This window comes from Acinetobacter sp. YH01007 (assembly GCF_013420425.1).
Classification (GTDB): domain Bacteria; phylum Pseudomonadota; class Gammaproteobacteria; order Pseudomonadales; family Moraxellaceae; genus Acinetobacter; species Acinetobacter towneri.
This window is the reverse complement of record NZ_VOYC01000027.1, coordinates 1-25816: the sequence shown is the minus strand read 5'-3', so window position 1 is coordinate 25816 and position 25816 is coordinate 1. Positions and strand designations below refer to the sequence as shown.

Below are 25816 nucleotides of genomic sequence, written 5' to 3'. Positions count from 1 at the left end.
TTTCATGTACTTATATTAACAATCAAAACTCAAGGAAAATAGTCCTTAGTTAAATCAAACGACACTTCATGTCGTGTCGCTTATATCTCTGACCTGAAGGACTGAGTTTTACGCTCCATTTGATAAATGATTACACATTGAATAATTCAACCCCACTCGCCACCATCCTCTGAGCAAAAATCCTTTTCCCTGTTTCACACTCACCTTCCAACACCAACTCAGGTAAATTCAATTCACGCTGAATCTTTAAAATCATTTCATGCAAAGGCTGAGCTTGGTTATTGCTGCAAATATATGATGGTTCTGGATGTTCCACGTGAAGTAAATGTGCCAAAAAACCTGCCAAATCATCAATATGAATCCGATTTGACCAATGTATATTCGGGTAACTTTGTGTGCTTTCCGCAAGTTTGAGCATGCGTGCTGCCGATGTGCCATAAATACCCGAAGGACGTACAATCACACATTGTTCAGGATAAGCCTGTTGCCACAAGTGTTCCATCTGCAACAACAACTGACCTTGCACATCACTCGGCTTAGGCACAGTATCATCATCAATACATTCACCTGCGTTTTCACCATAAACCCGTGTAGATGACACCACAATAATTCGCTTTACAGGATGATCTTTTAATGCAGTAACAATCGGCTGAACAGAATCTACATAAGTCTGTTGATACGCTTCTACAGAAATCAAAACCGTATTCCGAGATGGTGCAAGTAATACATAAACGGCATCCACAGGTTGAATCTGTGATAAATCGAGCTGTTGAATATCCTGAAGCAGATGCGTCATATCAGGATCTGTTTTCGGACTGCGGCTAATTGTGGTAATTTGATGACCGAGCGTAAATAGTTGTTTTGCAACACGCTGCGATGTTTTACCATAACCAATAAATAGAATATGCATTCAGCACCTAATCATAGCATTTGAAGTTGAGGGGACATGGCTGCAGTCCATCAGTTGCAAGGGGTAGGCTCTGCCTCTGCTGCATTACTCGAAAAACTAAATATTTTCACCACAGATGACTTGTTGTTTCATCTACCGCGTGACTATGAAGATCGTAGCACGATCATCCCCATGAACCAATTAAACGTGGGACGTAGCTATTTACTCGAAGGTGTGGTCAAAGGGGTCGATTTTCCACCGGGTAAACGCAAGTCGATGGCTGTCAATTTAGAAGATGAATTTGGAAAAATCACCTTACGTTTTTATCATATTTATAAAGGTATTACAGATCGTGCCAAACTTGGCAATCGTTTAAGAGTATTTGGCGAAGTACGGGTTGGAGCACGTGGTCTGGAAATGTATCACCCCGAATTACAACTGATTACTGAACATACCCCACTGCCTAAAACCCAACTGACTGCCATTTACCCAAGCACCGATGGGCTGACCCAAGCCAAATTACGTGAATACGTCAAACAAGCTTTGGCACAGCATAGCGATGATTTGCCTGAGCTCCTGCCTGAAAAAATGACCAATGGCTATGCACTCAAGCAGGCGTTGGATTATATTCATCATCCACCTTTAAATGCCAATATGCTGCAATTGGCACAAGGCTCTCACCCTGCACAGCAACGCCTGATTTTTGAAGAATTGGTGGCGCATCAAGTCAGTTTACTGACCCGACGGGCTTATATTCAGCAAATTGCCTCACCTGCCTTTTCCCCAAGTCAAAAACTAGCGCCTGCGTTACTCGGCAACATGCCATTTCAAATGACAGGCGCACAGCAACGGGTTTCGCAAGAAATCATGCAGGATTTGCAGCGTAATAAACCCATGCTGCGCTTGGTACAAGGTGATGTAGGTGCAGGTAAAACGCTGGTCGCTGCAGTCGCAGCGTGTCATGCGCTAGAAGAAGGTTGGCAAGTCGCGCTGATGGCACCCACTGAAATTTTGGCAGAACAACATTATCTGAACTTTCAAAAATGGTTTGAACCATTGGGCTTAACAGTGGCATGGTTGTCTGGCAAACAAAAAGGCAAAGCACGCGCAGCGGCTGAACTGAGCATTCAAGATGGTAGCGCCAATTTGGTGGTTGGGACACATGCGTTATTTCAGGACAATGTGCAATTTGCCAAATTAGGTTTGGTGATTATTGATGAACAACACCGTTTTGGGGTCGATCAACGTCTGGCTTTGCGCAATAAAGGTGCCAATCACACTACACCGCATCAATTGGTGATGACTGCAACGCCTATTCCGCGAACTTTAGCCATGTCCGCCTATGGCGATTTGGACACTTCGGTGATTGATGAACTACCGCCAGGACGTACACCTATTCAAACGGTGACTATTCCGCTAGATCGGCGTGAAGAAGTCTTACAACGCATTGCCAGCAATTGTGCCGAAGGCAAACAAGCCTATTGGGTCTGTACCTTGGTGGAACAGTCGGAAACCTTAGATGCGCAAGCTGCCGAGGCGACTTTTGCTGAAATTAAAGAACGCTTTCCTGAACTGAATATTGGGCTGGTACACGGCAAAATGAAAGCCGATGAAAAACAAGCCGTCATGCAGCAATTTAAAGACAATCAATTACAGTTGCTGATTGCCACCACAGTAATTGAGGTCGGGGTCGATGTACCGAATGCTTCAATTATGGTGATCGAAAATGCCGAGCGTTTAGGACTTTCACAGCTACATCAGCTACGTGGACGAGTCGGACGGGGTGCCAAAGCCAGTTTTTGTGCCCTGTTGTATAAAAATCCACTTTCGCAAAATGGACAAGAACGCTTGCGGATTATGCGCGAAACCAACGATGGTTTTGTGATTGCAGAAAAAGATTTAGAACTGCGTGGCCCTGGGGAACTTTTAGGAACCAAACAAACGGGAGATATGGGCTTTCGGGTGGCTAAATTAGAACGGGATGATCATTTTCTGGCACAGGCGCATCATGTGGCACAGCAAATTTTAAACGATTATCCTACACATGCCGAAGCTTTGCTAAAACGCTGGCTGCCTGAGGCACCACGTTATGCCTATGTTTAAACGGATTGCAGTCCTAAGATGACTCAGCCGATCAATCTACTACAATGCGGCATACAATGGCTGCGCCAACTGCAACCGTGTCAGCTCTGCCATAGCGACACGCAATGGCAACATTCGGTCTGTCAAACCTGTTGGCAACAATTGCCGTGGCGTAGCCAAGCGGTACAACGACAAGAAATGCAGATTCAAGTCACTTTTGATTATCACTATCCAATTAATCGCATCATTCAACAATTTAAATATGAACAGCAGTTACATTACCAACTGCTTTTAGTAGGCGCGCTAAAACAACTGTCTTATCCTAAAATCCAAGCCATTGTACCGATGCCAATTTCCACTGCCCGCTTGACTGAACGCGGCTACAATCAATCTTTATTGTTGGCAAAAGGACTAGCGCGGCATTTAAATGTCCCGATTTGGCAACCTGTGACCCGCTTACAACAGCACGCGCAAAAAGGCTTAAGTCGCTTAGAACGATTGGAAGACATCCAACAGCAATTTCAAATTCAGGCTGCGCCTAAAATCCGTTTTCGTCGGGTTTTAATTGTGGATGATGTGGTCACGACGGGCAGTTCAATTCATGCACTCAAACAGCAGTTGCTCAAGCTCGGCTGTCAAAAAGTCGAGGCGGTTTGTCTGGCCAGTGCTGAATAAAAAAACTATTCGGTTGAATATGCTCAACGCATTAAAAAGTTGAACTTAAAATATAGAAGAATGATCAACTGCTCTTAATTTTGTTGTAAATATTGTTTTAACCACGGCATCACCACTTCACGGGTCAGCGGTGCCAACAAAGTATCTTGATCATCCAAATCTACCCACTTCATTTCGGCAATTTCAGCAGCAATTTTTGGTGCCTGATCAAGCTGAACCCAATACACATAACTGACCAAACGGCAGTCGGGCTCATTGGCCGTTGCTGTTTCATAGCGTCCAATAAATTGTTGAATTTGCGCCTGACAGCCAATTTCTTCGGCAATTTCTCGCAACATGGTCGTTTCAGGCGCTTCATTGGGTTCTAATTTGCCACCGACCTGCATAAAACACGCGGTATGCTGTTTACGCACCACCAATAACTGCTGTTTGACATTTAAAATAATTGCAGCTGCAACGGTAATGATGTTGTTGATCTCAGCCATTTTATTTCGCCAGTTCCTGCTGCACCCACTCTAGCTCAGGCACTTCCCATTTCATTTCAGGAACACGGTATTGTTCAAATTGCTGCAAAATATTGTCAATACAATTCGATACAATCAATGCCTCACAAAAACGTGGCTGAGTAAAACCTTTTTCAGAGGTCTGTCTTAAAAACTTCAGCAAATCATCATAAAAGCCAGCTACATTAAAAAAGGCACAGGGTTTTGAGTGAATTCCTAATTGTGCCCACGTCCATTGCTCAAAAATTTCTTCTAAAGTTCCAGAACCACCCGGCAAAGCAATAAAGCCCTCGGCCAATTCTGACATTTTTATTTTGCGGGCATGCATGTTTTCTACGATGTGTAATTCGGTCAAATGCGGATGCGCCAATTCATGCTCTGCCAAACTTTCAGGCATGACACCAATTGCACGCCCACCTGCGGCCAAAGTACTATCTGCCACCACACCCATTAAGCCTGAGCGTCCACCGCCATAAATTAAAGTTTTGCCTTGTGCAGCCAATGTTTCACCCACTTTTCGTGCATTTTCAACAAAAACTGAATCTTTTCCTGGGGCAGAACCACAGAAAATAGCAATTGACGACATCATTTTTTCACCATGTTATCTGGCTGTCATGCCATAAAATTAAACTTCAGGGAGATTTTTAAATAAAATAGCATTCTGAGCAGTGTATTTAGTAAGATCCTTGTCTAAAATACACCCATCCACAAAACCCATACTGCGCAAGGAGAAAAGACGAATGCTTGAAGCCTTTTATGCCACAGAGCGCGGTAGTCTGGAAGATGCCACCATTAACGGTGGTTTTGATTTGCATCCAGATCTGGTCTGGATTGACCTGATTGCCCCTTCACAAGAAGAACAGCAATGGGTACTAGACGCATACTCACAAAATTTACCAACCTTAAAATCTTTGGAAGATATTTCATCTTCAGCGCGATTCTACCGTGATGATGACGGTATTTTACACATTAGTACCTATTTTTTAACTAAAAATAAAAACTATCAAGTCGATGGTGAAACTGAAGACAATTCCAGTATTTTAGCCACAGTGCAAACCGTTGCCTTTATCTTACATAAAGAACACCTGTTTACCCTACGCGGTGAAAAATTAGTGGCATTTCGGGCATTTCGGGCACGGGCACGACGTAACGACTACGAAATTGATTATAAAGACCCGACTTGGGTGCTTTTAGGCTTGCTTGAAGCCAAACTGGACGAACTTGCGGATATCTTAGAAGATATCCACAAGGACTTGGAAAAGTATTCCACAGAAGTTCTGAATAACCGTCATCGTGAGCAAATTTTAGACCTCGATGACATGATTACCCGACTGGCACAATTAGAAGACATGCTTGGAAAAGCGCAATTGTGTTTGATTGATTTACGTCGTGTCCTGACCTTTTTGGCACGTCCGCGTGCGTTGGGTAGTCATATTTACGATGCCGACATTCGAGAACTCAGTGAAGATGTACGCTCACTGGTCGAACACGATGCCTTCTTATTCCAGAAAGTGCGCTTCTTGCTCGATACCACTTCAGGCTTCATTAACACCGAACAGAACGATACGATTCGTCGATTCTCGATTTTACCGAGTATGTTAGCACCACCGATGTTGGTTGCCAGTGTTTATGGTATGAACACCGACGTGTTACCTTTTGCCAAAGGTACCACCAGTTTTATAGTGGTCAGTATTATTTTAATTGGCTTCTTTATTGGCCCATTAATTTACTTTAGATGGAAAAAATGGATTTGATGCCTTTTATTCCCTCTCCTTTTAGCAGCGGATTAGAGAGGTTTGCAATCTCACCTCACTTGAATAAAGCGGAAAACTAAACGCAATAAAAAAGCACCTTACAAGTAGGTGCTTTTTTATGGTTTTCAGTTTTAGGCGATTAGCTGTAAATCATCTTGCAAATGACAGGCTTGAATGATCTTCATCATTTTTTCAGGAACCGCTTTAAACTGTAAGCCTTTGGCTTCAGGCGTCTGACGCAACCATTGCACCAAAACAGCCAAAGCTAAAGTGCTTCCGTGTTCCAGCTGCGCCAAATTGACCACCAGAGGCAACTGCTGCTGACGAATCAACTGCAGACCTTTTTGGTAATATTGCTCTGCATTACTGAAATCTATTTTTCCAGAAACACATAATTCCTGATTTGATAATTCAATCACGCCACACCTAACCTATTTTTTCTTTTCAACCGCAGCTTCTGCATCTGGCTTAAAGGTTGCAATGGCTTTATCAATATTGCCGCCATTACGCTTCACGTTCGCTGCAAACTGGTTACGGAATTGCAAACCTAAATCAATACCCGACACGTTAATGTTACGGATTTTCCATTGGCTGCCTTTGTCTGCCAACTGGAATGACACAGGAATTTTTTCACCATTATGCAAGAAATCAATGGTCACCACTGGGTTCTTGCTGTTGGTCGCCTTATAAGGACGCATGGTATAGCTTTGGTTGCTAAATTTCGCAAACGCTGTGCCATAGTTCTCAATTAAAGTTTCACGGAAGTTTTTCTCAAACTGCGCGCGCTGTGCTGCTGAACTGTATTGGTTGGTTGCATAAGTACCCATCACAATACGGGTAAATGCCTGTGCATCTACATACGGATCAAGGTTTTGACGCACAATCGTTTTGACCAATGCTGGATTGTTCTGCAATTTAGCATGATCTGCTTTTAAACGTGCAATCAAGCTATCGGCAACTTTTTTCACAAAAGCTGGTGGCGCTTCTGCAGGTGCAGCAAATGCAGTTCCTGCCAACATGGTTGAAAGTACACTTACCGCCAGAGTTTGCTTTAAAAGTGTTTTCACGGACAATCTCCTTCATTACTCAACAAATGACACTTCTGCATCTGTTGTTTCAGCTGTCGCTGTGTCTTTATCTGCGTCTGACGCTGCGTTGGATGTTTTCGCTGCACCGCCAGTAATAAACTTACTGATTAAATCTTCTAAATCCATGGTGCCTTGCGTGTTGGCAATACTTTCGCCACGCTTCACAAAGTTCAAACCACCACCTGGAACCACTTTGAGATATTTCTCACCCAATAGACCATTGGTTGCTACCATTATGTAAGCATCCTCATCAATACTGGTGATGGATTTCATGTTACCCAACAGTTGTTGTTCCATTTCTTTTTGTTGCTGAGGGCTTGCTTCTTGGTATTCTGCACTGTAACGCAATTCTTCAAGCGCATAATTTTGCACTGTTTTTAGTTGTTCAGGATTAAAACTGGTCAACTTGCCATCCAGTTCAAATTCAACTGTAGCCAAACGCGATACAGGGTCTAGGGTAATATCATTGACGCGACCAATGGTGACACCGCTCATAGTGACTTTGGCGCGTGGTTTTAAACCATTCACGTTGTCAAAAGTTGCGGTCATATTGTAACTGTCGCGCAAATTGGTACCCACCAATCCACTGACTTTCATAGCCAAGAAAAATAATGCAATGCCTGTCAAAATGACAAATACACCTACGGCCAGCTCACTTGTACGTGATTTCATTAAACACCTCCGAACATGACCGCAGTCAACACAAAATCAAAACCTAAAACACATAATGAAGAATACACCACGGTTCGTGTGGTTGACGTCGCAATGCCTTCCGATGTTGGGACACAGGCATAGCCTTGATATACTGCAATCCAAGTACAAATTAATGCAAAAACAAAACTTTTAATAATTGTGCCGTTAAAAATATCTTTATAGAACTGCACGCTGCTTTGCATACCGCCCCAGAAAGAGCCTTCATCGACACCTAGAAAATCGACCCCAACCATTTTGCCGCCCATAATGCCAATCGCAGCAAAAATAATGGAGAGCATTGGCAGGCTGACAATTCCTGCCCATAAACGTGGTGACACAATACGCTTGAGTGGGTCTACCCCAATCATTTCCATACTGGCCAATTGTTCTGTGGCTTTCATCAGACCAATTTCTGCTGTTAAGGCAGAGCCTGCACGTCCTGCAAATAACAGTGCAGCCACGACAGGCGCCAACTCACGCAATAAAGTCAAAGACACCATGGTGCCTAACATGGCTTCTGAACCGATATTGACCAAAATGGAGTAGCCTTGTAAGCCCAAGACCAAACCAATAAATAAACCCGACACCGCAATAATCAATAACGACATCACGCCAACACGGTACATTTGGTACAGGAACAGCTTCACCCCAAGCAGGGTTGGCATGGAAAATAGAATTTGCAACAACATTTGGGTGGCGACACCAATGCCACGAACACGCTCAATGACGCGTTGACCTAATGCGGCAATAGCATTCATGAACGCACCTCATCACTTAAATAAGCCCGATGGCTAAATTGATAATCGACTGGCCCTTCGGCAGCGCCTGTTAAGAACTGACGTACAAATGCCGATTCATGCTGTTTTAATTCTGCAGGTGTACCTTCGCCCTGAATCACGCCTTCCGCGATAATATAAATGTAGTCGGCAATTGATAAAGTTTCACCAACATCATGCGAGACGATGATGGTGGTTAAATCCAACGCTTCACGCAAGGAACGGATTAAACGGGTCAACACACCTTTTACAATCGGGTCTTGCCCTGCAAACGGCTCATCGTACATGATCAATTCAGGGTCTAACGCAATCGCACGTGCCAATGCCACACGACGGTTCATCCCGCCTGAGAGTTCTGCAGGCATAAGTTGTTCTGTACCACGCAAACCGACTGCTTCAAGTTTTAAAGCCACCAATTCTGCAATTAAATGTTCAGGCAACTGGGTATGTGCACGCAATGGAAACGCGACGTTTTCATATACGCTCATATCGGTAAATAACGCACCGCTTTGGAATAACATGCCCATACGTGCGCGCGCAGCAAATAACTCCTGACGCGACATTTGCGCAAGATTTTTTCCATCCAGAAAAATATCACCATGATCGGGAGTCAACTGACCACCAATCAAACGTAATAACGTGGTTTTACCAGTACCTGAAGGTCCCATAATGGCAGTAATTTGACCACGGCGAATCTTTAAACTGACATTTTCGAAAATGACACGTTTCCCTCGTTTAAAGCTCAATTCATTGACTTCAATCAATGACGGCTCATGTTGAGGCATTGGATTATTCATAGCTGAGGGTCTTCCTGCATTTTTTCAGCACGCATACTATAAAGGATTGAAGCGCAAAATGTTATCTAGCAAATTTTTAAAAACTGTGCACGTATTGTTCAAGCAGTCTTATTATTGTTATTTAAATCACTTTTAGGACAGCAACAATTTAAAAGTAAGAAGAAATAATATAATACATTAAATTGCATAAGATGAGTGCTAAACCAATATACGGCATCATTCCCTCTCTCGTCTGCATGAGCAATCGTAAGCTATTGATGTTCATAATTAGCAAATAGAGTTAAAAACGTGACTTATTGTACATTTTATTTATCTAAAACAAAAATATTTAACATAAAAAAACCAGTGCTGAGCACTGGTTTTTCTTTATACAAATTGCTATCGCGATCTTAGTCGTTAAATTTACGACGTGGGCGATCAAAACCACCTTCACGGCGTGGACGATCTGAATTGAACTCGCGACGTGGACGATCTTCACCACCAAAAGAACGCTTAGGACGATCATCAAACGAACGTGGTTGACGGTCACCAAAACCACCCTCACGACGATCACCAAAATCACGTTTTGGACGATCACCGAAGCTACCTTCACGACGTGGTTTGTAGTCTACGCGGTTGCCACGGTTGTCATCATTCGCATCAAAACGCGGCTTATCGTTGAAGCCACCTTCGCGACGCGGACGGTCTGAATTAAATTCACGACGTGGACGGTCATCAAATGAACGCTGTGGACGATCACCGAAACCACCTTCACGGCGCGGACGGTCTGAGTTGAACTCGCGACGCGGACGATCTTCAAATGAACGTTGTGGACGGTCACCGAAACCACCTTCACGGCGTGGACGGTCTGAGTTGAACTCACGACGCGGACGATCTTCACCAAATGCAGGACGTTCACCACGTGGTTTGTCATCAAAGCTGCGACGTGGACGTTCATCACCGCCTTCACGACGTTTAAAGTTGCTTTCGCCTTCAAAACGACGACCGCCACCAAAACCGCCACGACCACCGCGACCGCCATCACGACGACCACGACCACCGTCACGACCAGAACGTGCTGGAGGTGGAGATGGCTCTAAGCCTTCAATTTCTGAAACGCTTAAACGAGCATCTAAGAAATCTTCCAACGCACGGATTTTGCCACGCTCACGGTAAGTTGCCAAAGTAATCGCGTTACCAGTACGGCCCGCACGACCTGTACGACCAATACGGTGTACATAGTCTTCATTTTTCATTGGTAAACCGAAGTTAATCACGTGAGAAATAGTTGGTACGTCTAAACCACGTGCTGCAACGTCTGTTGCAACCAAGATTTTTGCACGGCCTTCACGAATGCTGCGTAAACGACGGTTACGAACGGTTTGTGGCATTGCACCATGTAGCGCAACAACCGAGTGACCCGCTTCAGCCAATTCTTCAGCCAACATATCGGTATCTTCTTGAGTAGATGCGAATACAACCGCTTGATCTACACCTTCATCAGATAACCAGTGTGACAATAATTTTTTCTTGTGCTCGAAACCATCAGTCCAGTGTAAAGTCTGGGTGATGTCCATGTTCGTTGAGTGACCTGTTTCAATCGCAATACGTACAGGCTCATTCATCATGCGTTCTGCAAGTGTGATAATACGGCTGGCAAAAGTTGCAGAGAACATCAAGGTTTGCTTACGGTTAGCAGCTAAATCGCTAATCGCTTCTAGGTCTTCAGAGAAGCCTAAATCGAGCATACGGTCAGCTTCGTCTACAATTAAGGCATCAACTTTATCAAGTTTGATTTGACGACGGTTCACCAAGTCAAGTAAACGACCTGGAGTCGCTACAACCACTTGCGCACCTTTTAATTGTTGGATTTGCTTACCAAAAGGCATACCACCCATGATTGCTGCAATACGTACACCTTTCATGTGACGTACAAATGCAATCGCGTCTTGGCTAACTTGTTGAGCCAATTCACGTGTTGGGCAAAGCACTAAAATTGACGGCTGAGTAATTGCTTTCATACGCTCTTTAAATGGTACGAAAGTATCTTGATTAGCAAGCGCGTTTAAAGTTGGGAGTAAAAATGCAGCAGTTTTACCAGAACCTGTTTGGCTAGATACCAATAAGTCTTTACCTTCAAGTGCCGCTGGGATCGATTGTTCTTGAACAGGAGTCGGCGTAGTAAAGTTCAAGCCTTCTAAAGCTTGTTGTAAAGATTCATGTAAAGAAAAATCAGCAAAAGTTTTGCTCATAGAGATTTTCACCCTGAAAATGGGTGCTCCATTAAATAAAGTCAGATGGACATCGGCAAAAAGCGGTACAGCAATTATCGCTGACAATTTAAGATTCAGCGGCGATCCGAGTAACGACGATGTGATATAACGCACGCATGATTACGGCTTAACCTGAAGGAATCGCTTTAGCGATTGGGGCGCGAGATATCGTCCTCTCTTTGGACCGCACGCGCATACACAATGATTAGAAGAGAAATGTTCAGGTAATGAACAGAAATTAAGTGCGTGCGCGGATTATAGCAGGATTATTTTAAAAGTCACCTTATTTAATCGACTTTTGCAGTTTTTTGTGTAAACAGTGATAGATTCTGCTTTTATGGCTAGTATATGGACGATAACAACAGATTTAAAACCAGCAGTTTTAGACCGTTAGGTAAAAGAAAAGCCCTCAGGATGAGAGCTTTGCTAAGTGTCTTATTTAAGTATAAATATGATCAGCTGATTATTTCGCTGCTTCGCCCCAAGCAGGCACAACCGCTTTCATAAGTGGTTTTAACATTTTCATTGAACATGCCAAAACTTGCCCATTTTCCATAGAGTCGCTGCCACCACGTGCATCGACCACAGTACCGCCCGCTTCTTTCACAATTAACTCACCCGCAGCAATATCCCACGGTTTTAAGCCAAGTTCAAAATAACCATCTAAACGACCTGCAGCCACATAAGCCAAGTCTAATGCAGCAGAACCTGCACGGCGGTATTGAGCGCCTGCTTCTGTCACATTCAATAAACTTTCAAAATGGTTTTTGGCATAAGAAACAATTTCGCCATCGCGCTTAGCACGATAAGCATGACCCACTGCCAAGAAGGTGTTGTCTAAACTGTCTTTTACATTTACACGAATACGACGTTGATTCATCATCGCACCACGGCCACGGCTCGCAGAGAACAACTCATCTTTTACAGGATCGTAAATAACACCGTGCTGTGTCACACCTTTGTGTTGCACTGCAATCGAAATACAGAAATGAGGGAAACCGTGAACAAAGTTTAGCGTGCCATCTAAAGGATCAATCACCCAACACCAGTCGGCATCGTGACCTTTGCCTTCCTGCATGCCAAATTCTTCGCCCAGGAAGCTGTGATTTTTATAACTTTTGCGTAATGTATCAATGGTCAATTGCTCGAGGTAACGATCTACGCGCGTTACAGGACCATCAATGCCTTTTTCTTCGACTTGTAGATCGAGTTTATGACGATTCTGATGCGCTTTTAAAAGCTCTTGACCAACTGTTTGAGCCGCACGCGCAGCCATCACCACCATAGGTTCCATTGAACACCCACTACAAATTTGAAGAGTTTGATAAAGAATAATGCATGAAAGCCCCAATATTTTAGCAAATATTGAGGCTTTTGGGGAAGAAGTGTTGCTAAAAATTAATTCAATATAGATTGATGCAGTTTTTGCCAAGCATTTTGCATTGATTTTTCAATGCCTTGTGCATCTAAACCTGCCTGTTGCAGCATTTGACCATGTGTCGCTTGTTGCATAAAGCTATCTTCTAAACCTAAATGAATAATCGGTTTGACAATCTGGGCCTTCGCCAAGTATTCACTCACGGCACTGCCTGCACCACCCATAATCGCATGCTCTTCTACAGTGACGAATAATACAGTGCTGTCTGCAATCTCAGCTAACAGTTTTTCATCCAATGGCTTCACAAAACGCATATTCACCACACGTACTGCGACATCGTGCTGCTGAGCAAACGCTTCAGCCGCTTCAACTGCCGCTTGCACACGGCTACCAAAAGCCAGCACTGAAATATAGTCATCATATTGTGGATTGAACTGCGCCACAATTTCAGCTTGTCCTAATGGAATTGCAGTCATCTGCTGCTGAATTTCGACACCCAAACCATGCCCGCGTGGATAACGCACTGCTGCAGGGCCGTTATATAAGTAAGCCGTGTGCAGCATTTGACGACATTCATTTTCGTCTTTTGGTGCCATAATGACGATATTCGGTACGGTACGCATATAGGCATAGTCGTAAGCACCTGCATGGGTCGGGCCATCTTCACCCACCAAACCTGCACGGTCGATACCAAAAGTAACATCCAGATTTTGCAAAGCGACATCATGAATCAGTTGGTCATAACCACGCTGCAAGAAGGTAGAGTAAATCGCCACCACAGGCTTCAAACCTTCACAGGCCATACCCGCAGCCAAAGTCACCGCATGCTGTTCGGCAATCGCGACATCAAAATAGCGTTCTGGGAATTGTTTGGCAAATTGCACCATGCCCGAACCTTCGCACATGGCTGGCGTAATTGCCAATAATCGTGAATCTTGTTCTGCCTGATCACATAACCACTGCCCAAATACATCAGAATATTTAGGTGCGCTAACTGGTGCAGCTTTGGCATGAATTTTACCAATGGCATGATATTTAATTTGATCAGCTTCGGCAGGCGCAAAGCCTTTGCCTTTTTTAGTGTAAACGTGAATTAAACGTGGGCCTTTACGTTTTTTCAGCGCATTAAACACGTGTGTGAGTTGTTCAACATCATGTCCATCGAAAGGGCCGAAATAATCAAACCCAATCGCTTTAAATAAGTTGTCTGCAGCTTCAGTGGCAGCACAGTGCAAACGTGAGTTGTATGTCCATTTTGGATGCGGCTGCACGTAAGCCTCACCTGTTTCACTGACATAAACCGATTCACCACGCTCCCAAATGGCAGCAAGATGTTTGGCAAAGCCGCCTGTGCTACATGAAATTGACATATCGTTGTCATTCAGCACCACCATCATATCGGCTTGGTGGGCCACTGCATCATTCATGGCTTCAAAAGCCATACCTGCCGTCATAGCACCATCGCCAATAATGGCAACAACTTCACACGGGTTTTGTTGATAACGTCGTGCCAACGCCATCCCCAATCCTGCAGAAATTGCTGTTGAGGAGTGACCAACGCCAAAGGTATCAAAAATAGATTCTTCACGCGCAGGGAATGCAGCCAAACCATCTTTGGCGCGAATGGTGGTGAGTTGCTCGCGGCGTCCTGTTAGGGCTTTATGCGGATAAGCCTGATGACCGACATCCCAAATTAAGCGATCGTGTGGGGTATTAAAGCAATAATGCAGCGCAACGGTCAGTTCGATCACGCCTAAGTTTGCGCCAAAGTGTCCTCCACTTTGACCTGCGGCATACAAAATGAATTGACGTAACTCATCTGCCACCTGTGGAAGCTGGCTTTGCGCGAGTAAACGTAATTGCTGCGGATGGTCAATCTCATCGAGCAATGGTGTTACAGGGCGTTGAGTTGGAATTTCTGTATACAGCATATGTGGCAAAGCCTTCTAAAGCCTGGCAAATCCTAAGCGAGGTCAATGGGAATTACTCGATCATATAACCGAATGGTATTACCTTCAATCAGCCACATTTCTAGCGATGTAGTTTTGAGCAGTGATTTCAGTTGGGCACACGTTGGGTGGGTAGATTATCCTGAATAATCTAACTATTTATCAACCATTATCGTGCGCTTTATACAAAAAAGAAAATCTTCTGTATAAATTCGTGTTCGCTATTCTACTAATGTCTGAGCATTACGCTATACTTTAAACAATTTATCGACTATTTCACGAGTTAAACAGTGCCGATTAAGTTTGTCGCAACCTCACGATTACCGACCGCATTTGGTGAATTCAACATTACGGTATTTCAAGATCCTGAAACTGGCGAAGAACACGTGGCATTATCCAAAGGTTTGGACACTGCGCCAACCCAGCCCGTTCTGGTACGGATTCACTCAGAATGTTTAACTGGCGATGCTTTCGCGTCTTTAAAATGCGACTGTGGCCCACAGCTTCAAGCCACTCAACGTCTGATTAATGACGCAGGACAAGGTGTGATTTTATATTTACGCCAAGAAGGTCGCGGGATTGGCTTGACCAATAAAATTCGTGCTTATGCCCTGCAAGATCAAGGACATGACACGGTGGATGCCAATTTAATGCTGAATTTACCTGCCGATGCACGTCGCTATGATATGTGCAGCATTATGCTAGATCATTTGCAGGTTAAAGCTGTGCGCTTAATCACCAACAACCCTTTGAAAATTCAAGCATTACAGGAACAAGGGATTACGGTGGTAGACCGTGTGCCTTTAACTGTGGGTCTAAATCCATTCAATGAAGAATATTTGCAAACCAAACACGAACGCATGGCGCACATGTATGATAAAGGTGACTTCTGAGTCACCTTTTAATTTTTGAATTAAATAATTTCTACTCAACTTACTTAAATCGTCATCGAAAAAATACGATTATTCGGCATACGGCGTTTTAAACGCAAATCAAAGGCCATACAAATATTGCGCACAAAAGGTTTACCTTTTTCCAAAATCTGAATGTGCTGATCTTGAATGAGCAGTAATTCATCTTCCTGCATTTCCTGTAACTGTTGCAGCACTTGCTCAATTTCAGGAAATGCCAATTCTGGACTGGCCCACGACGTTTCAAAGCTGCACATTAAATTTAAAATATGCTGACGTATTACCAAATCTTCCCGATCCAGCACATGCCCTTTAAACACAGGAATTTCATTGCAGGCTAAACGGGCATAATAATCTTCAATGCTTTTTTCATTTTGCGCAAAGCTATACCAACTGTCGCTAATAGATGAAACACCCAAGCCAATCATAAGCTGCGTTTTAGATGCGGTATAGCCCATAAAATTACGGTGCAAGGTACCATTTTTAAACGACTGATACATACCATCACGTTCTAAGGCAAAGTGATCCATCCCAATTTCATGATAACCATAGGCCAAAAGACGCTGTTTGCCTTCTTCATAGCACTGACGTTTTAATTCATCTTTAGGTACATCTTCATCTTTAAAACCACGCTGCCCATTGCCTTTAATCCATGGCACATGCGCATAACTGTAAAATGCCAAACGGTCTGGCATTAAACGTTGGGTCTGCTCAATGGTATTCAGTACATCGTCTAGATTTTGAAAGGGCAAACCAAAAACCAAATCATGTGAAATAGAATCATAGCCAATTTCACGCGCCCACTCGGTCACACGTTGCACATGCTCAAAAGGCTGCATCCGATGAATGGCGCGCTGCACTTTTTCATTATAATCCTGCACGCCATAACTGACCCGACGAAAACCCAAGTCATTTAAGGCCTGTAAATGTTCGCGGGTGGTGTTATTGGGATGACCTTCAAAACTAAATTCGTGCTGTTCTGCCACTTTGGCTTTTGCCAGAATGCCTTGAATGAGCTGCGTCAAATGTTCGACAGAAAAGAAAGTTGGTGTGCCACCGCCCAAGTGAATTTCTTTAATGATGGGAGTGCTTTCGAGCAATTGGCAATATAAGTCCCACTCTTTTAATAACGCCTGAATGTATGGCTGTTCAACTTCATGGCGTTTGGTGACACGTTTATGACAGCCACAAAAAGTGCATAGACTTTCGCAAAATGGCAAATGAATATACAGACTAATGCCTTCGCTGGCATTAGATTCATCAAAAGAACGCTTCAGCGTCTGCTGCCATGCCTCGGCTGAAAAAGTAGCATCATCCCAATAAGGTACGGTTGGATAACTGGTATAACGTGGTCCAGGCACATTGTATTTTTGAATTAAAGAATTTGCCTGCTGTGTCATCCACTCTGCCCCATTCAGTTAATTGCTGCTGACTAAAATTTAGATTGTAAAAACTATTGTGCTGAGCTTAGGCATGGAAATCAACCTAGTCTTTTGCTCGGAATACATGCTGAAATACAAAGCACCTTGCGCAATTGCCTGAGCGATTTGCAGCAAACTGGATAAACCCCTTAATTTTTAGACAGTTTTATGTTTTGATGTAAGCCATTTTATTTTTATGCTGAGGTGGCCATGTCGCATCCTACTCACGCGGATATTCAACGTGTACGTGAATTTCTTCTCGATTTGCAGGCGCGAATTTGTGCGGCTTTAGAACAACAAGAACAGGCAGGTGGCGGAAGCGCACAGTTTGAAATTGATGACTGGCAACGTCCTGAAGGTGGCGGTGGTCGTTCCCGTGTCTTACAAAACGGTACAGTCATTGAAAAAGGCGGGGTGATGTTTTCGCATATCAATATTTCCAAACTGCCTGCTTCTGCAACTGAGCGTCATCCCAATATTGCAGGCGCACCTGCGCAGGCGATGGGTGTATCATTGGTGATTCACCCGAAAAACCCAAATGTACCCACCTCGCACGCCAATGTGCGTTTATTTGTCGCTGAACCTGAAGGACAACCGCCAATTTGGTGGTTTGGTGGTGGTTTTGACCTGACACCATTTTATCCAAATGATGAAGATGTGTTGGCATGGCACCAAACAGCACATGACTTATGTGCGCCTTTTGGCGATCAAGTCTATGCAGAACATAAACAATGGTGTGATGACTATTTTTATTTAAAGCACCGTGATGAACAGCGTGGCGTGGGTGGTTTATTTTTTGATGATCTGAATCAATGGGACTTTGACACCTGTTTCAACTATATTCAGGCGGTGGGTAACGGTTATTTGGCTGCAATTCTGCCTATTTTTGAGCGTAATCGTGACAAAGCCTATACCGAAGCACAACGTGAGTTCCAGCTTTACCGTCGTGGACGTTATGTGGAATACAATCTGGTCTATGACCGTGGCACTTTATTTGGCTTGCAGACAGGTGGACGGATTGAGTCCATTTTAGTCAGCTTACCGAACTTGGCGGGATGGTCGTACCGTCCTGAATGGGCAGAAGATTCCGCAGAGAAAAAACTCACTGACTATTATTTAAAACCACGCGATTGGTTAAATCTCAAGACGAGTTAAAGCTCGCGACTGGTGAAACCTTGCTACATCGCAGTGTAAAAAAGATCACATTCAAGGTTCAAAAAAGCGATTCTTCCACGAATCGCTTTTTTACTTACAAACTTTATTGCTTATTTTCAAATCAATAAATATGCACAGCATGAATTAACTGTCATGATAGTGCGGATGGATTTTAATAGATGATGTGACCGCGCACCCTATTCGACCATGCACAAATAGGATTTAACTATCCATACATCAAACCATGAGTCAAAGGCGAATTCATCAAACTGTCAAAGCCTTATGTCACACTGCGCCACATCTGTCAGGAGATCCGCATGTTTAGCCCGCTGTTCAAACACAAAATCTTTTTATTTTGGGCAACCTTTGCCATGTTACTTGGCTCAATTTGCATGACCTTTATTTTTGAAAGTCATCTTTCAGATGGCTTAGCCATTAGTAGCAGCATTTTAGCGGGCATTGCCATGTTCGTGATTGCCACTATTTTGGTATTAGAAACCGTTTTAGAGATTTGTAATCCTTAAGTCCAAAGACTCCCACCGTTTTATACCGCCATAGGCTTTAGTCCGCGCTGAATTTAACGTATATTGATGCACATTTCAGCACATGGATTTTGGCAAATGCGCAAACAATTTGCCGTGATTGGCAACCCAATTGAACAATCACGTTCTCCTGAACTGCATCATGCCTTTGCAGAAAAAACAGGCATTGACCTGCAATACAGCAAACGCCTTGCCCCTCTTGATGGTTTTAGAGACAGTGTTGCAGACTTTTTTAATCAGGGCGGTGTAGGCATGAATGTGACCGTGCCTTTTAAAGAGCAAGCATTTGCCCAATGTGGCGTATTAACCGAACGTGCCAAAATTGCCAAAGCAGTCAATACCTTGTGGATGCAAGATGGTGTTTTGCATGGCGACAATACCGATGGTCAGGGTTTGGTTGATGCCATTCGTGCTTTGGGCTGGAATTTAGAGCACAGTGATATTTTGATTATTGGCGCTGGTGGTGCAACCCGCGGGGTAATTTATCCGTTGGTACAAGCAGGCGCAAAAAAAATTGTGATTGCCAACCGCACCCTTGTCCGTGCTGAACAACTGGTTGCTGACCTACAAGCTGCCGTACCGCAAGCAGAATTACAAGCCATGGCACTTACCGATTTAACAGGTCAATTTGATTTAGCCATTAATGCGACGTCTGCCAGCTTAACGGGAGATGCCCTCACCTTGCCTGAGTGTTTGCAGTTTAATTTTGCTTATGAAATGGCTTATGGCAAACCTTCGAGCTTTTTAGAACAAGCCAAAGCGCGTGGCGTACCGACATCGGAAGGTTTTGGCATGCTGGTCGGACAGGCGATTGAATCTTTTTATATTTGGAATGGCGTGAAACCTGAATTAAAAGATTTCCTCTAAATCATCACCAAATAAAAATAGCCCTTGAGCAGCAAAGGGCTATTTTTTTATTTAAACTGGGCAATCTTGTTGAACGCTGATTGCCCATTTTTCACCCACGGTTTATTTTACAAATTTCTGCATATCTTCATACACATCCATATATAACTCATAATCAATCTGTTCAGCCTGATCTTCAGTTAAAGTGCGAATTGAATTTTGGCTCAATTTGCCCTGCTGACGATCAACATACGTCTGCCCCAAAATGTGTGCCGTTTTCTTTAAATTCTCCAAGTCAGGCACATCCCAATCATAAGCTGCTTCATAGGCTTTTAAATATTGCTGAGCAAATATCTGTTGTGGTTGCTTGTATTGCTGTTTCAGCTTACGCCATTCAAGTGCGACTTTATTTTCATCGACTGCATCTTCAGTCAAATTATTGATACGACGACCAATTGCATTATTGAATTGCTCATCTTCTTCTAAATGATGCTTGGCTTGTAAAGCTTCAATCCGTTTTAGCGCGGCACCTTTCGGGTCATAGTAGCGCTCATCACTGAACCAATAGGCATACACTTCTGCCATTTCCTGCAAGGTTTGTGGACTAAGATTTTTTACCCACGTACTTTGCTCTGCTGCCATGTGCACTAAAAATAAAGTCTGATAAGTCTGACTAAAAGATTCTGTTTGTTGATAGGTTTTTTGCGCCAACTGCGCCAATTCTTCATCATAACTTAAGGCAGGTTTTACAGTGGTCTTATCTTTATTTTCTGCAGTTTCCTGCTCCAAAGTCCGCCCTAAATTTGTCACCCATTTTTCTAAAATTGAGTCTTTGCTGACCTCTTGAATGGATTTGGCTTGACGCAGCGCACTACGGTCAATTTTGCTGGCTTGCCCATAATTCGCAATGCTGACATCGTTATACACATGAATTGTGCCGTAATTTTCGCGTTTAAATTGCAACGCATAATCAATTTTTGCAGCACGCCCCTGATCATCTAAAGCCACATCAATTTGAATCGGTGTTTTTTTATCTTTAGGTGTAGTGTTCATAATCTGCTGAATTTCAGCCTGATATTTTTGCCACAAAGCTGCAAAAGCGGCGGCATCGACCAATTGTTCCGAACGGTATGGTTCAAAAACTTTAGCTAGCTTTTCTTGCGGTGAAGCAAAGTGCTCATCTAAAACCGATTGTGCCTGCTCAGCACGACTTGGGCTAAATGCTTCTAATTCATAGGCATAAGCACAGTAGGTTAAATCTCCAACTTTGGCTGTTTTTGCTGTTTCGATCAAACGCTGACAGTCTTGTTCGCTTAGCATACTTGCGGTGCTTGCTGAATCTTCTGCCTGCTCAGCAGCCGCTTCAACGGCTTGTTCAGCTGCGATCATGGCATCTTCACTGGCATCTGCTGAATAATCTGCCACATTACTCACTGTCGTTTCAGTTGCATAAAATTTCTGACTGACCAAATCACGTAAAGCAAGGGTGGCTTGATACGCCACAAAAGCCTCTTGGCTCATGCCATAATCTTCAGCAGTTTCATTGTGTTTCAAGTAGTCTTCAACACTTTCTTTGGCCGATGTATCTTGCGTAATTTCAGCTTGTTCAGCAGCATCTTCGGTTGTGGTCGCCTGCCCCAATACAGTCTGTTGCAAATACGGTGCATTGACCTGATCAAACATGGCAAGCTGCAGCAACATATCTTCCAAACTACTGTTCAAACGAATTTTTTCACTAATTTTTTGCTGACGGTCTTGTGCAGTTAAAGATAACTTTTGAATATGTTTAGAATCTGCCAATACATACGGCACCGCATTCATGGCTTTTAAGTATTCGGCAAATTGTGCCACTTTAATCCGCTCAAAATCGGCTTTGTATTTAGAAAAGTCGATATAGGCAAAGTCATTTTGACTGTCTTTATTCACCAAATAAGGCAACAAAGAAAAATAGTTGGTATAGAACTTATATTCATTAAAATCGACCACCATCGGTACTTTCATTTGCACCAAAAGTGTCGGTTTTTCATAGCGTGCTGCCACATTCAAAGCGGCAATTTTTTGCCGATAATGCACCGAGCCATCGTAGCTAAACTCAGTATCATTCAATACATTCAACAGAAAATTAAAAGGACTCGATTTTTCGATTGCCCCTGCAGCATAGGAAGCAGAGTTTTGTTCCTTAGCCATTGCCGTATATAAGTTTTGTTTTTCTTGTGTACTTAAACGGACTTTTTGCTGTTTTAAATACTGATCTAATTGCTTTTTAAGTACAGGATCAAGTGTGGTAGGAGCAATATCCGTTACTTTTGGTGTTGCTTCAACTAAATTGCTCTGTACCCGTAATTTGCCCTGAAAATCATAACTAGGTGTTTCAAAGATGGCATTTAACCCCGTAATTGCCTTTTGTTCTATACTTACCGTCTGATTGGAATTGGTCTTAATGACATGCTGCGAACAACCTGTAGCAGCTAAACTAAAAAGACATAAAGATAAATATTTTAATTGTATCTTCATTGCTAAACACCTTATATTCATTATAGATTGGTCTGTTCAAACGTACAGATTATGATACATTGTAACATAACACTTCATTCGTTTTTGTAAGGTGAATAATTTTCAGTATTCGCATTTCTGACATTTTTATTCGCTATTCTTATCAATGTTTTTTGATCATGAGTGTGAATAATCAACATATCGATACAGATAATCCAAAACTATTTCTAAATTAGGATTAAGACTATGCCAGCATATAAAGCCCCATTACACGATATTCGTTTCTTAATGAACGAAGTGCTTGATTACCCGACCCATTACAAAAATCTTTCTAACGGTGAACTTGCGGACGCAGATACAGTCGATATGATTTTGGAAGGTGCAGCAGATTTCTGTGAAAATGTACTTTCTCCACTCAATCAATCAGGCGATGAAGAAGGCTGTCATTTTGAAAATGGCAATGTGACCACACCGAAAGGCTTTAAAGAAGCCTATGACCAATTTGTGCAAGGTGGCTGGCAAGGTCTGTCTTATCCTGAACAATACGGCGGTCAAAACCTGCCAATGTCGCTAAACCTCATTAAATCTGAAATGATGGGTACTGCAAACTGGTCATTCCAAATGTATCCAGGTTTAAGCGTGGGTTGTATCAACACCATTATGCAATTTGGTACAGACGCGCAAAAAGATACCTATTTACCGCACTTGGTTGCAGGTACTTGGTCAGGCACCATGTGTTTAACTGAACCACAATGCGGTACCGACTTAGGTCAGGTAAAAACTAAAGCAGAACCGCAGGCTGATGGTACTTATGCAATTTCAGGCACCAAAATCTTTATTTCTGCAGGCGAACATGACCTGACTGAAAACATCATTCATATTGTGTTAGCGCGCCTCCCAGATGCACCTGCAGGCACGAAAGGTATTTCATTATTTATCGTACCGAAATTCTTGCCAACAGCAGAAGGTACGGTGGGTGAACGCAATCCTGTAACTTGTGGCTCAATTGAACACAAAATGGGGATTCGCGCGTCTGCAACTGCAGTCCTAAACTTTGACAATGCCGTGGGTTATTTGATTGGTGAACCACACAAAGGCTTACATGCCATGTTTACCTTTATGAATACTGCGCGTATTGGTACAGCAATTCAGGGGATTTGCCATGCAGAATTGGCATTCCAAGGTGCATTGCCGTATGCTAAAGAACGTATGTCGATGCGTGCCCTTTCAGGTAAAAAAGACCCTGAAAAAGTAGCTGATGCAATCATTCACCATGCCGATGTACGTCGTATGCTCTTAACGCAAAAAGCCGTAGCAGAAGGTGGTCGTGCCATGATTTATCATGCTGCACAATTGGCAGATAAAATGAACGACGCTTTAATGCGTGGTGATACTGCTGCTTTTGAAGCGCATGATGACCATTTAGGTTTCTATACGCCAATCTTAAAAGGTTTCTTAACTGAAATGGGTTATGAAGCTGCCAACCACGGCATGCAAGTGTACGGCGGTCACGGCTATATTAAAGAATGGGGCATGGAGCAAATTGTACGTGATTCACGTATTTCTACCTTATATGAAGGTACAACTGGCGTTCAGGCGCTCGACTTGATTGGTCGTAAAGTGTTGTTAAGCTCTAAAGGTAAAGTGATTCGTGACTACACCGCTGAAATTTTGAAATTCTGTGGTCAGCATGCACGTAACAAATACATGCGTCGTTTTGCATGGGACTTAACCAAGCTATGTGCTCAATGGAACGCATTAACCGTGCGCATTATGTTGGCAGCACGTAAAGACCGTGACATCGTATCCAGTGCTTCAGTGGACTTCTTGATGTTCTCTGGTTATGTCATGATGGCTTATTTCTGGGCGCAACAAGCGGCTGTGGCTTCGACCAAATTGGCTGAAGGCAATGGTCAGGAAACACCTGAGTTCTATAAAGCCAAAATCAAAGTTGCCGATTTCTACTTTGAGCGTTTATTGCCACGTACTCAAGGTCATGCAGAAGCAATGGTTAATCCATCTAAAACCATGACTGCATTAGCACCAGAATATTTTAGTTTTGACTACTAAAATATTCTAAGCAGATGTAAATCAAAAGAGCGCGTAATGCGCTCTTTTGGTGTGTACTTCAAAAAGTCAGTACTCGAATTTACACATCAATTAAAATTACTTTTAATGCGCTGTTGGAAAACCATGAAATACCCACTGAATCAGATATAAAATCAGAAAAATTAAAATCACTAGACATAAAATTTCTAATCGTTTCATTCAATTTACTTCTTAGTCTGGTCTTCTAGCAACATATAAATTAAATCCAGCTCAGGACAGACATATCCCATTGCGGTTAAAGCCGCGGTAATTTGCCCACGATGATGAGTTGCATGATTAAACACATGCATTAGGGTTGCAGCATAGGGTAAGTGCATCGCCACATCAGTTGATGTTTTATAGTGCAGCTCTTGATGGAAAACTTTCTCATCCACCTGATTTAAAAAATAAATCCAGTTTTCAGCCTTCTTTTCAAGTTGCTCAACAAGCTGTGTTCTGTTGGTTTCCACAATACTATCTAATGGCAAAATTGGTGAGTGGTGCAAAGCAAAACGTGGAAACCACAAATGATGCTCACCGACCAACAAGTGATTCAGAGTGCCAAAAATACTTTTAAAATATAAGCCCTGATCCAAGAAAAAATCATCATCTGAAACCAATAGCAAAGTCTGATTTAGTTTTTGAGTTGCCCAAAGATTATAGCGGGCAAGTAACTCAAACGTTTTTAAATCCATTTAAAATTATCCTATTTGAGTTTTATTATGAAAATTGAATCAAAAGTTCAAACTATATTAAGATAAAAGATATATTTTTAATCATTTAAAGCGAATTTGTAGATTTAAAGACAGATACAATTTATTGTCCTTTAGAAATAATTGACCAAAATCATGCTTGGTTTTACTTGCCATCTCAAACTTTGTATTATTGTATAAATACTCTTCAAATTCATGGCGATGATACAGATGATAGCAAATGATCTCGCCATCTTCTTTAATTACTAAATATCCACCTGTAGAATCAATTTCGTTACCTGTCCAAACTGTACCAGGCATCATTCCAATTGCTATTTCACACAATAATTTTTTAATTTTAAACTGATAAAAAGGATGCTGATGTTCAAAAGAATATTTCATTGGATTTTCATAAGAAATTTCATTAAAAATATCTTTAACTGAATTAAGAGTTGATGTGTAATATTTAAATATAGCTTCTGCCATAATTTTTGGTAGTAAACTATCCAACAAAATTAAATTATTCTCAAATACAGCATTATTTAAATGGGAAAATTTAATATCGGCTCCCAACATTTTTAAATGTGCTATACGAGATTTAATAATTGGTTGTGGCAATGCAAGCTGATTAAAATCTTCAATCTCTTTTTCGGTTAGGCAAATATTTTTTATTTCAAAAATAAAATTTGTTGTCTTTCCTGCATTTAAGCTGTCATTAAAAAGTAAACATGTATTCTTTTCCGAATTGGTTTGATACTCTCTCCACCCATTGCTCTATTTTATCAGCTGTCATGACTTGAAAATCTCGCCAATAATATTTCATCTGCTTCCA

At 42.5% G+C, this 25816-nt stretch carries 22 protein-coding genes and 2 pseudogenes; 8 read left to right on the top strand and 16 right to left on the bottom strand.

The features are described 5' to 3' along the window. Positions 1 to 130 precede the first annotated feature (130 nt). Positions 131 to 910, bottom strand: coding sequence for an NAD(P)H-binding protein (locus FTT74_RS12760; protein ID WP_179989134.1), 780 nt, complete (start codon positions 908 to 910; stop codon positions 131 to 133). Positions 911 to 946: 36 nt separating this feature from the next. Here FTT74_RS12760 and recG point away from each other — a divergent pair, with 36 nt between their 5' ends. Together recG and FTT74_RS12750 are read left to right on the top strand one after the other, a co-directional pair. Then, positions 947 to 2992 (top strand): ATP-dependent DNA helicase RecG, encoded by a 2046-nt coding sequence (recG, locus tag FTT74_RS12755; RefSeq protein WP_179989135.1) that lies wholly within the window; start codon positions 947 to 949, stop codon positions 2990 to 2992. Between the two features lie 18 nt (positions 2993 to 3010). Then, positions 3011 to 3646 carry a ComF family protein gene (locus FTT74_RS12750; RefSeq protein WP_179989136.1) on the top strand — a complete coding sequence of 212 codons (636 nt, stop codon included), beginning with the start codon at positions 3011 to 3013 and terminating at the stop codon, positions 3644 to 3646. Between the two features lie 74 nt (positions 3647 to 3720). On the opposite strand, the gene FTT74_RS12745 is transcribed toward FTT74_RS12750, so the two are convergent. Both FTT74_RS12745 and FTT74_RS12740 read right to left on the bottom strand, forming a co-directional pair. Next, positions 3721 to 4131: an NUDIX domain-containing protein gene (locus FTT74_RS12745; protein WP_004974664.1), complete on the bottom strand. Its 411-nt coding sequence runs from the start codon at positions 4129 to 4131 to the stop codon at positions 3721 to 3723. A gap of 1 nt (position 4132) precedes the next feature. Then, a complete protein-coding gene (locus tag FTT74_RS12740; RefSeq protein ID WP_026438479.1) occupies positions 4133 to 4735 on the bottom strand; it encodes a TIGR00730 family Rossman fold protein in 603 nt (200 codons plus the stop codon). Between the two features lie 154 nt (positions 4736 to 4889). On the opposite strand from FTT74_RS12740, the gene FTT74_RS12735 reads away from it, so the two are divergent. Next, positions 4890 to 5903, top strand: coding sequence for a CorA family divalent cation transporter (locus FTT74_RS12735; protein ID WP_096901036.1), 1014 nt, complete (start codon positions 4890 to 4892; stop codon positions 5901 to 5903). A gap of 131 nt (positions 5904 to 6034) precedes the next feature. On the opposite strand, the gene FTT74_RS12730 is transcribed toward FTT74_RS12735, so the two are convergent. The 8 genes from FTT74_RS12730 to dxs all read right to left on the bottom strand — a co-directional run bounded on the left by FTT74_RS12730 (position 6035) and on the right by dxs (position 14818). Beyond that, positions 6035 to 6322: a lipid asymmetry maintenance protein MlaB gene (locus FTT74_RS12730; RefSeq protein WP_154320296.1), complete on the bottom strand. Its 288-nt coding sequence runs from the start codon at positions 6320 to 6322 to the stop codon at positions 6035 to 6037. Between the two features lie 12 nt (positions 6323 to 6334). After that, positions 6335 to 6970 carry a phospholipid-binding protein MlaC gene (locus FTT74_RS12725; RefSeq protein ID WP_004974651.1) on the bottom strand — a complete coding sequence of 212 codons (636 nt, stop codon included), beginning with the start codon at positions 6968 to 6970 and terminating at the stop codon, positions 6335 to 6337. A gap of 15 nt (positions 6971 to 6985) precedes the next feature. Then, positions 6986 to 7663: an outer membrane lipid asymmetry maintenance protein MlaD gene (locus FTT74_RS12720; RefSeq protein WP_131260598.1), complete on the bottom strand. Its 678-nt coding sequence runs from the start codon at positions 7661 to 7663 to the stop codon at positions 6986 to 6988. Beyond that, positions 7663 to 8442 (bottom strand): lipid asymmetry maintenance ABC transporter permease subunit MlaE, encoded by a 780-nt coding sequence (gene mlaE / locus FTT74_RS12715; protein ID WP_004974646.1) that lies wholly within the window; start codon positions 8440 to 8442, stop codon positions 7663 to 7665. The genes FTT74_RS12720 and mlaE overlap by 1 nt, the downstream gene beginning before the upstream one ends. Continuing rightward, the gene (locus tag FTT74_RS12710) at positions 8439 to 9257 is read right to left on the bottom strand and encodes an ABC transporter ATP-binding protein (RefSeq protein WP_004974642.1); all 819 of its coding nucleotides are present in this window, start codon (positions 9255 to 9257) and stop codon (positions 8439 to 8441) included. The genes mlaE and FTT74_RS12710 overlap by 4 nt, the downstream gene beginning before the upstream one ends. 389 nt (positions 9258 to 9646) lie before the next feature. Beyond that, positions 9647 to 11488: a DEAD/DEAH box helicase gene (locus FTT74_RS12705; RefSeq protein ID WP_096901229.1), complete on the bottom strand. Its 1842-nt coding sequence runs from the start codon at positions 11486 to 11488 to the stop codon at positions 9647 to 9649. Between the two features lie 484 nt (positions 11489 to 11972). Then, a complete protein-coding gene (locus FTT74_RS12700; RefSeq protein WP_019836885.1) occupies positions 11973 to 12803 on the bottom strand; it encodes an inositol monophosphatase family protein in 831 nt (276 codons plus the stop codon). A 104-nt stretch (positions 12804 to 12907) separates the two neighbouring features. Beyond that, on the bottom strand, positions 12908 to 14818 hold the full coding sequence (dxs, locus tag FTT74_RS12695; protein WP_154320293.1) for a 1-deoxy-D-xylulose-5-phosphate synthase: 1911 nt from the start codon (positions 14816 to 14818) through the stop codon (positions 12908 to 12910). Between the two features lie 308 nt (positions 14819 to 15126). Between dxs and ribA the strand changes: the two genes are divergently transcribed. Next, a complete protein-coding gene (ribA, locus tag FTT74_RS12690; RefSeq protein ID WP_004974633.1) occupies positions 15127 to 15729 on the top strand; it encodes a GTP cyclohydrolase II in 603 nt (200 codons plus the stop codon). Positions 15730 to 15773: 44 nt separating this feature from the next. Here ribA and hemN read toward each other — a convergent pair whose 3' ends face one another. Next, positions 15774 to 17147, bottom strand: coding sequence for an oxygen-independent coproporphyrinogen III oxidase (gene hemN / locus FTT74_RS12685; protein ID WP_004974631.1), 1374 nt, complete (start codon positions 17145 to 17147; stop codon positions 15774 to 15776). 231 nt (positions 17148 to 17378) lie between these two features. Between hemN and hemF the strand changes: the two genes are divergently transcribed. From hemF to aroE, 3 genes are all read left to right on the top strand, one after another. Then, positions 17379 to 18323 (top strand): oxygen-dependent coproporphyrinogen oxidase, encoded by a 945-nt coding sequence (gene hemF / locus FTT74_RS12680; protein WP_004974629.1) that lies wholly within the window; start codon positions 17379 to 17381, stop codon positions 18321 to 18323. Positions 18324 to 18640: 317 nt separating this feature from the next. Next, positions 18641 to 18847: a hypothetical protein gene (locus FTT74_RS12675; protein WP_004974627.1), complete on the top strand. Its 207-nt coding sequence runs from the start codon at positions 18641 to 18643 to the stop codon at positions 18845 to 18847. 96 nt (positions 18848 to 18943) lie between these two features. Then, positions 18944 to 19732, top strand: coding sequence for a shikimate dehydrogenase (aroE, locus tag FTT74_RS12670; RefSeq protein ID WP_004974625.1), 789 nt, complete (start codon positions 18944 to 18946; stop codon positions 19730 to 19732). 102 nt (positions 19733 to 19834) lie between these two features. Here the strand turns inward: aroE and FTT74_RS12665 are convergent, their stop codons facing one another. After that, positions 19835 to 22225, bottom strand: a complete 2391-nt coding sequence (locus FTT74_RS12665) for a hypothetical protein (RefSeq protein WP_179989137.1) — start codon at positions 22223 to 22225, stop codon at positions 19835 to 19837. Positions 22226 to 22450: 225 nt separating this feature from the next. Here FTT74_RS12665 and FTT74_RS12660 point away from each other — a divergent pair, with 225 nt between their 5' ends. Then, positions 22451 to 24274, top strand: coding sequence for an acyl-CoA dehydrogenase C-terminal domain-containing protein (locus tag FTT74_RS12660; RefSeq protein WP_179989138.1), 1824 nt, complete (start codon positions 22451 to 22453; stop codon positions 24272 to 24274). A gap of 203 nt (positions 24275 to 24477) precedes the next feature. Here FTT74_RS12660 and FTT74_RS12655 read toward each other — a convergent pair whose 3' ends face one another. The 3 genes and pseudogenes from FTT74_RS12655 to FTT74_RS12645 all read right to left on the bottom strand — a co-directional run. Beyond that, positions 24478 to 24987 carry a DinB family protein gene (locus FTT74_RS12655; protein WP_179989139.1) on the bottom strand — a complete coding sequence of 170 codons (510 nt, stop codon included), beginning with the start codon at positions 24985 to 24987 and terminating at the stop codon, positions 24478 to 24480. 81 nt (positions 24988 to 25068) lie between these two features. Next, positions 25069 to 25683 (bottom strand): annotated as a pseudogene (locus FTT74_RS12650) (HpaII family restriction endonuclease); the annotation flags it as partial. Between the two features lie 16 nt (positions 25684 to 25699). After that, positions 25700 to 25816: pseudogene (locus tag FTT74_RS12645) on the bottom strand (transposase); the annotation flags it as partial.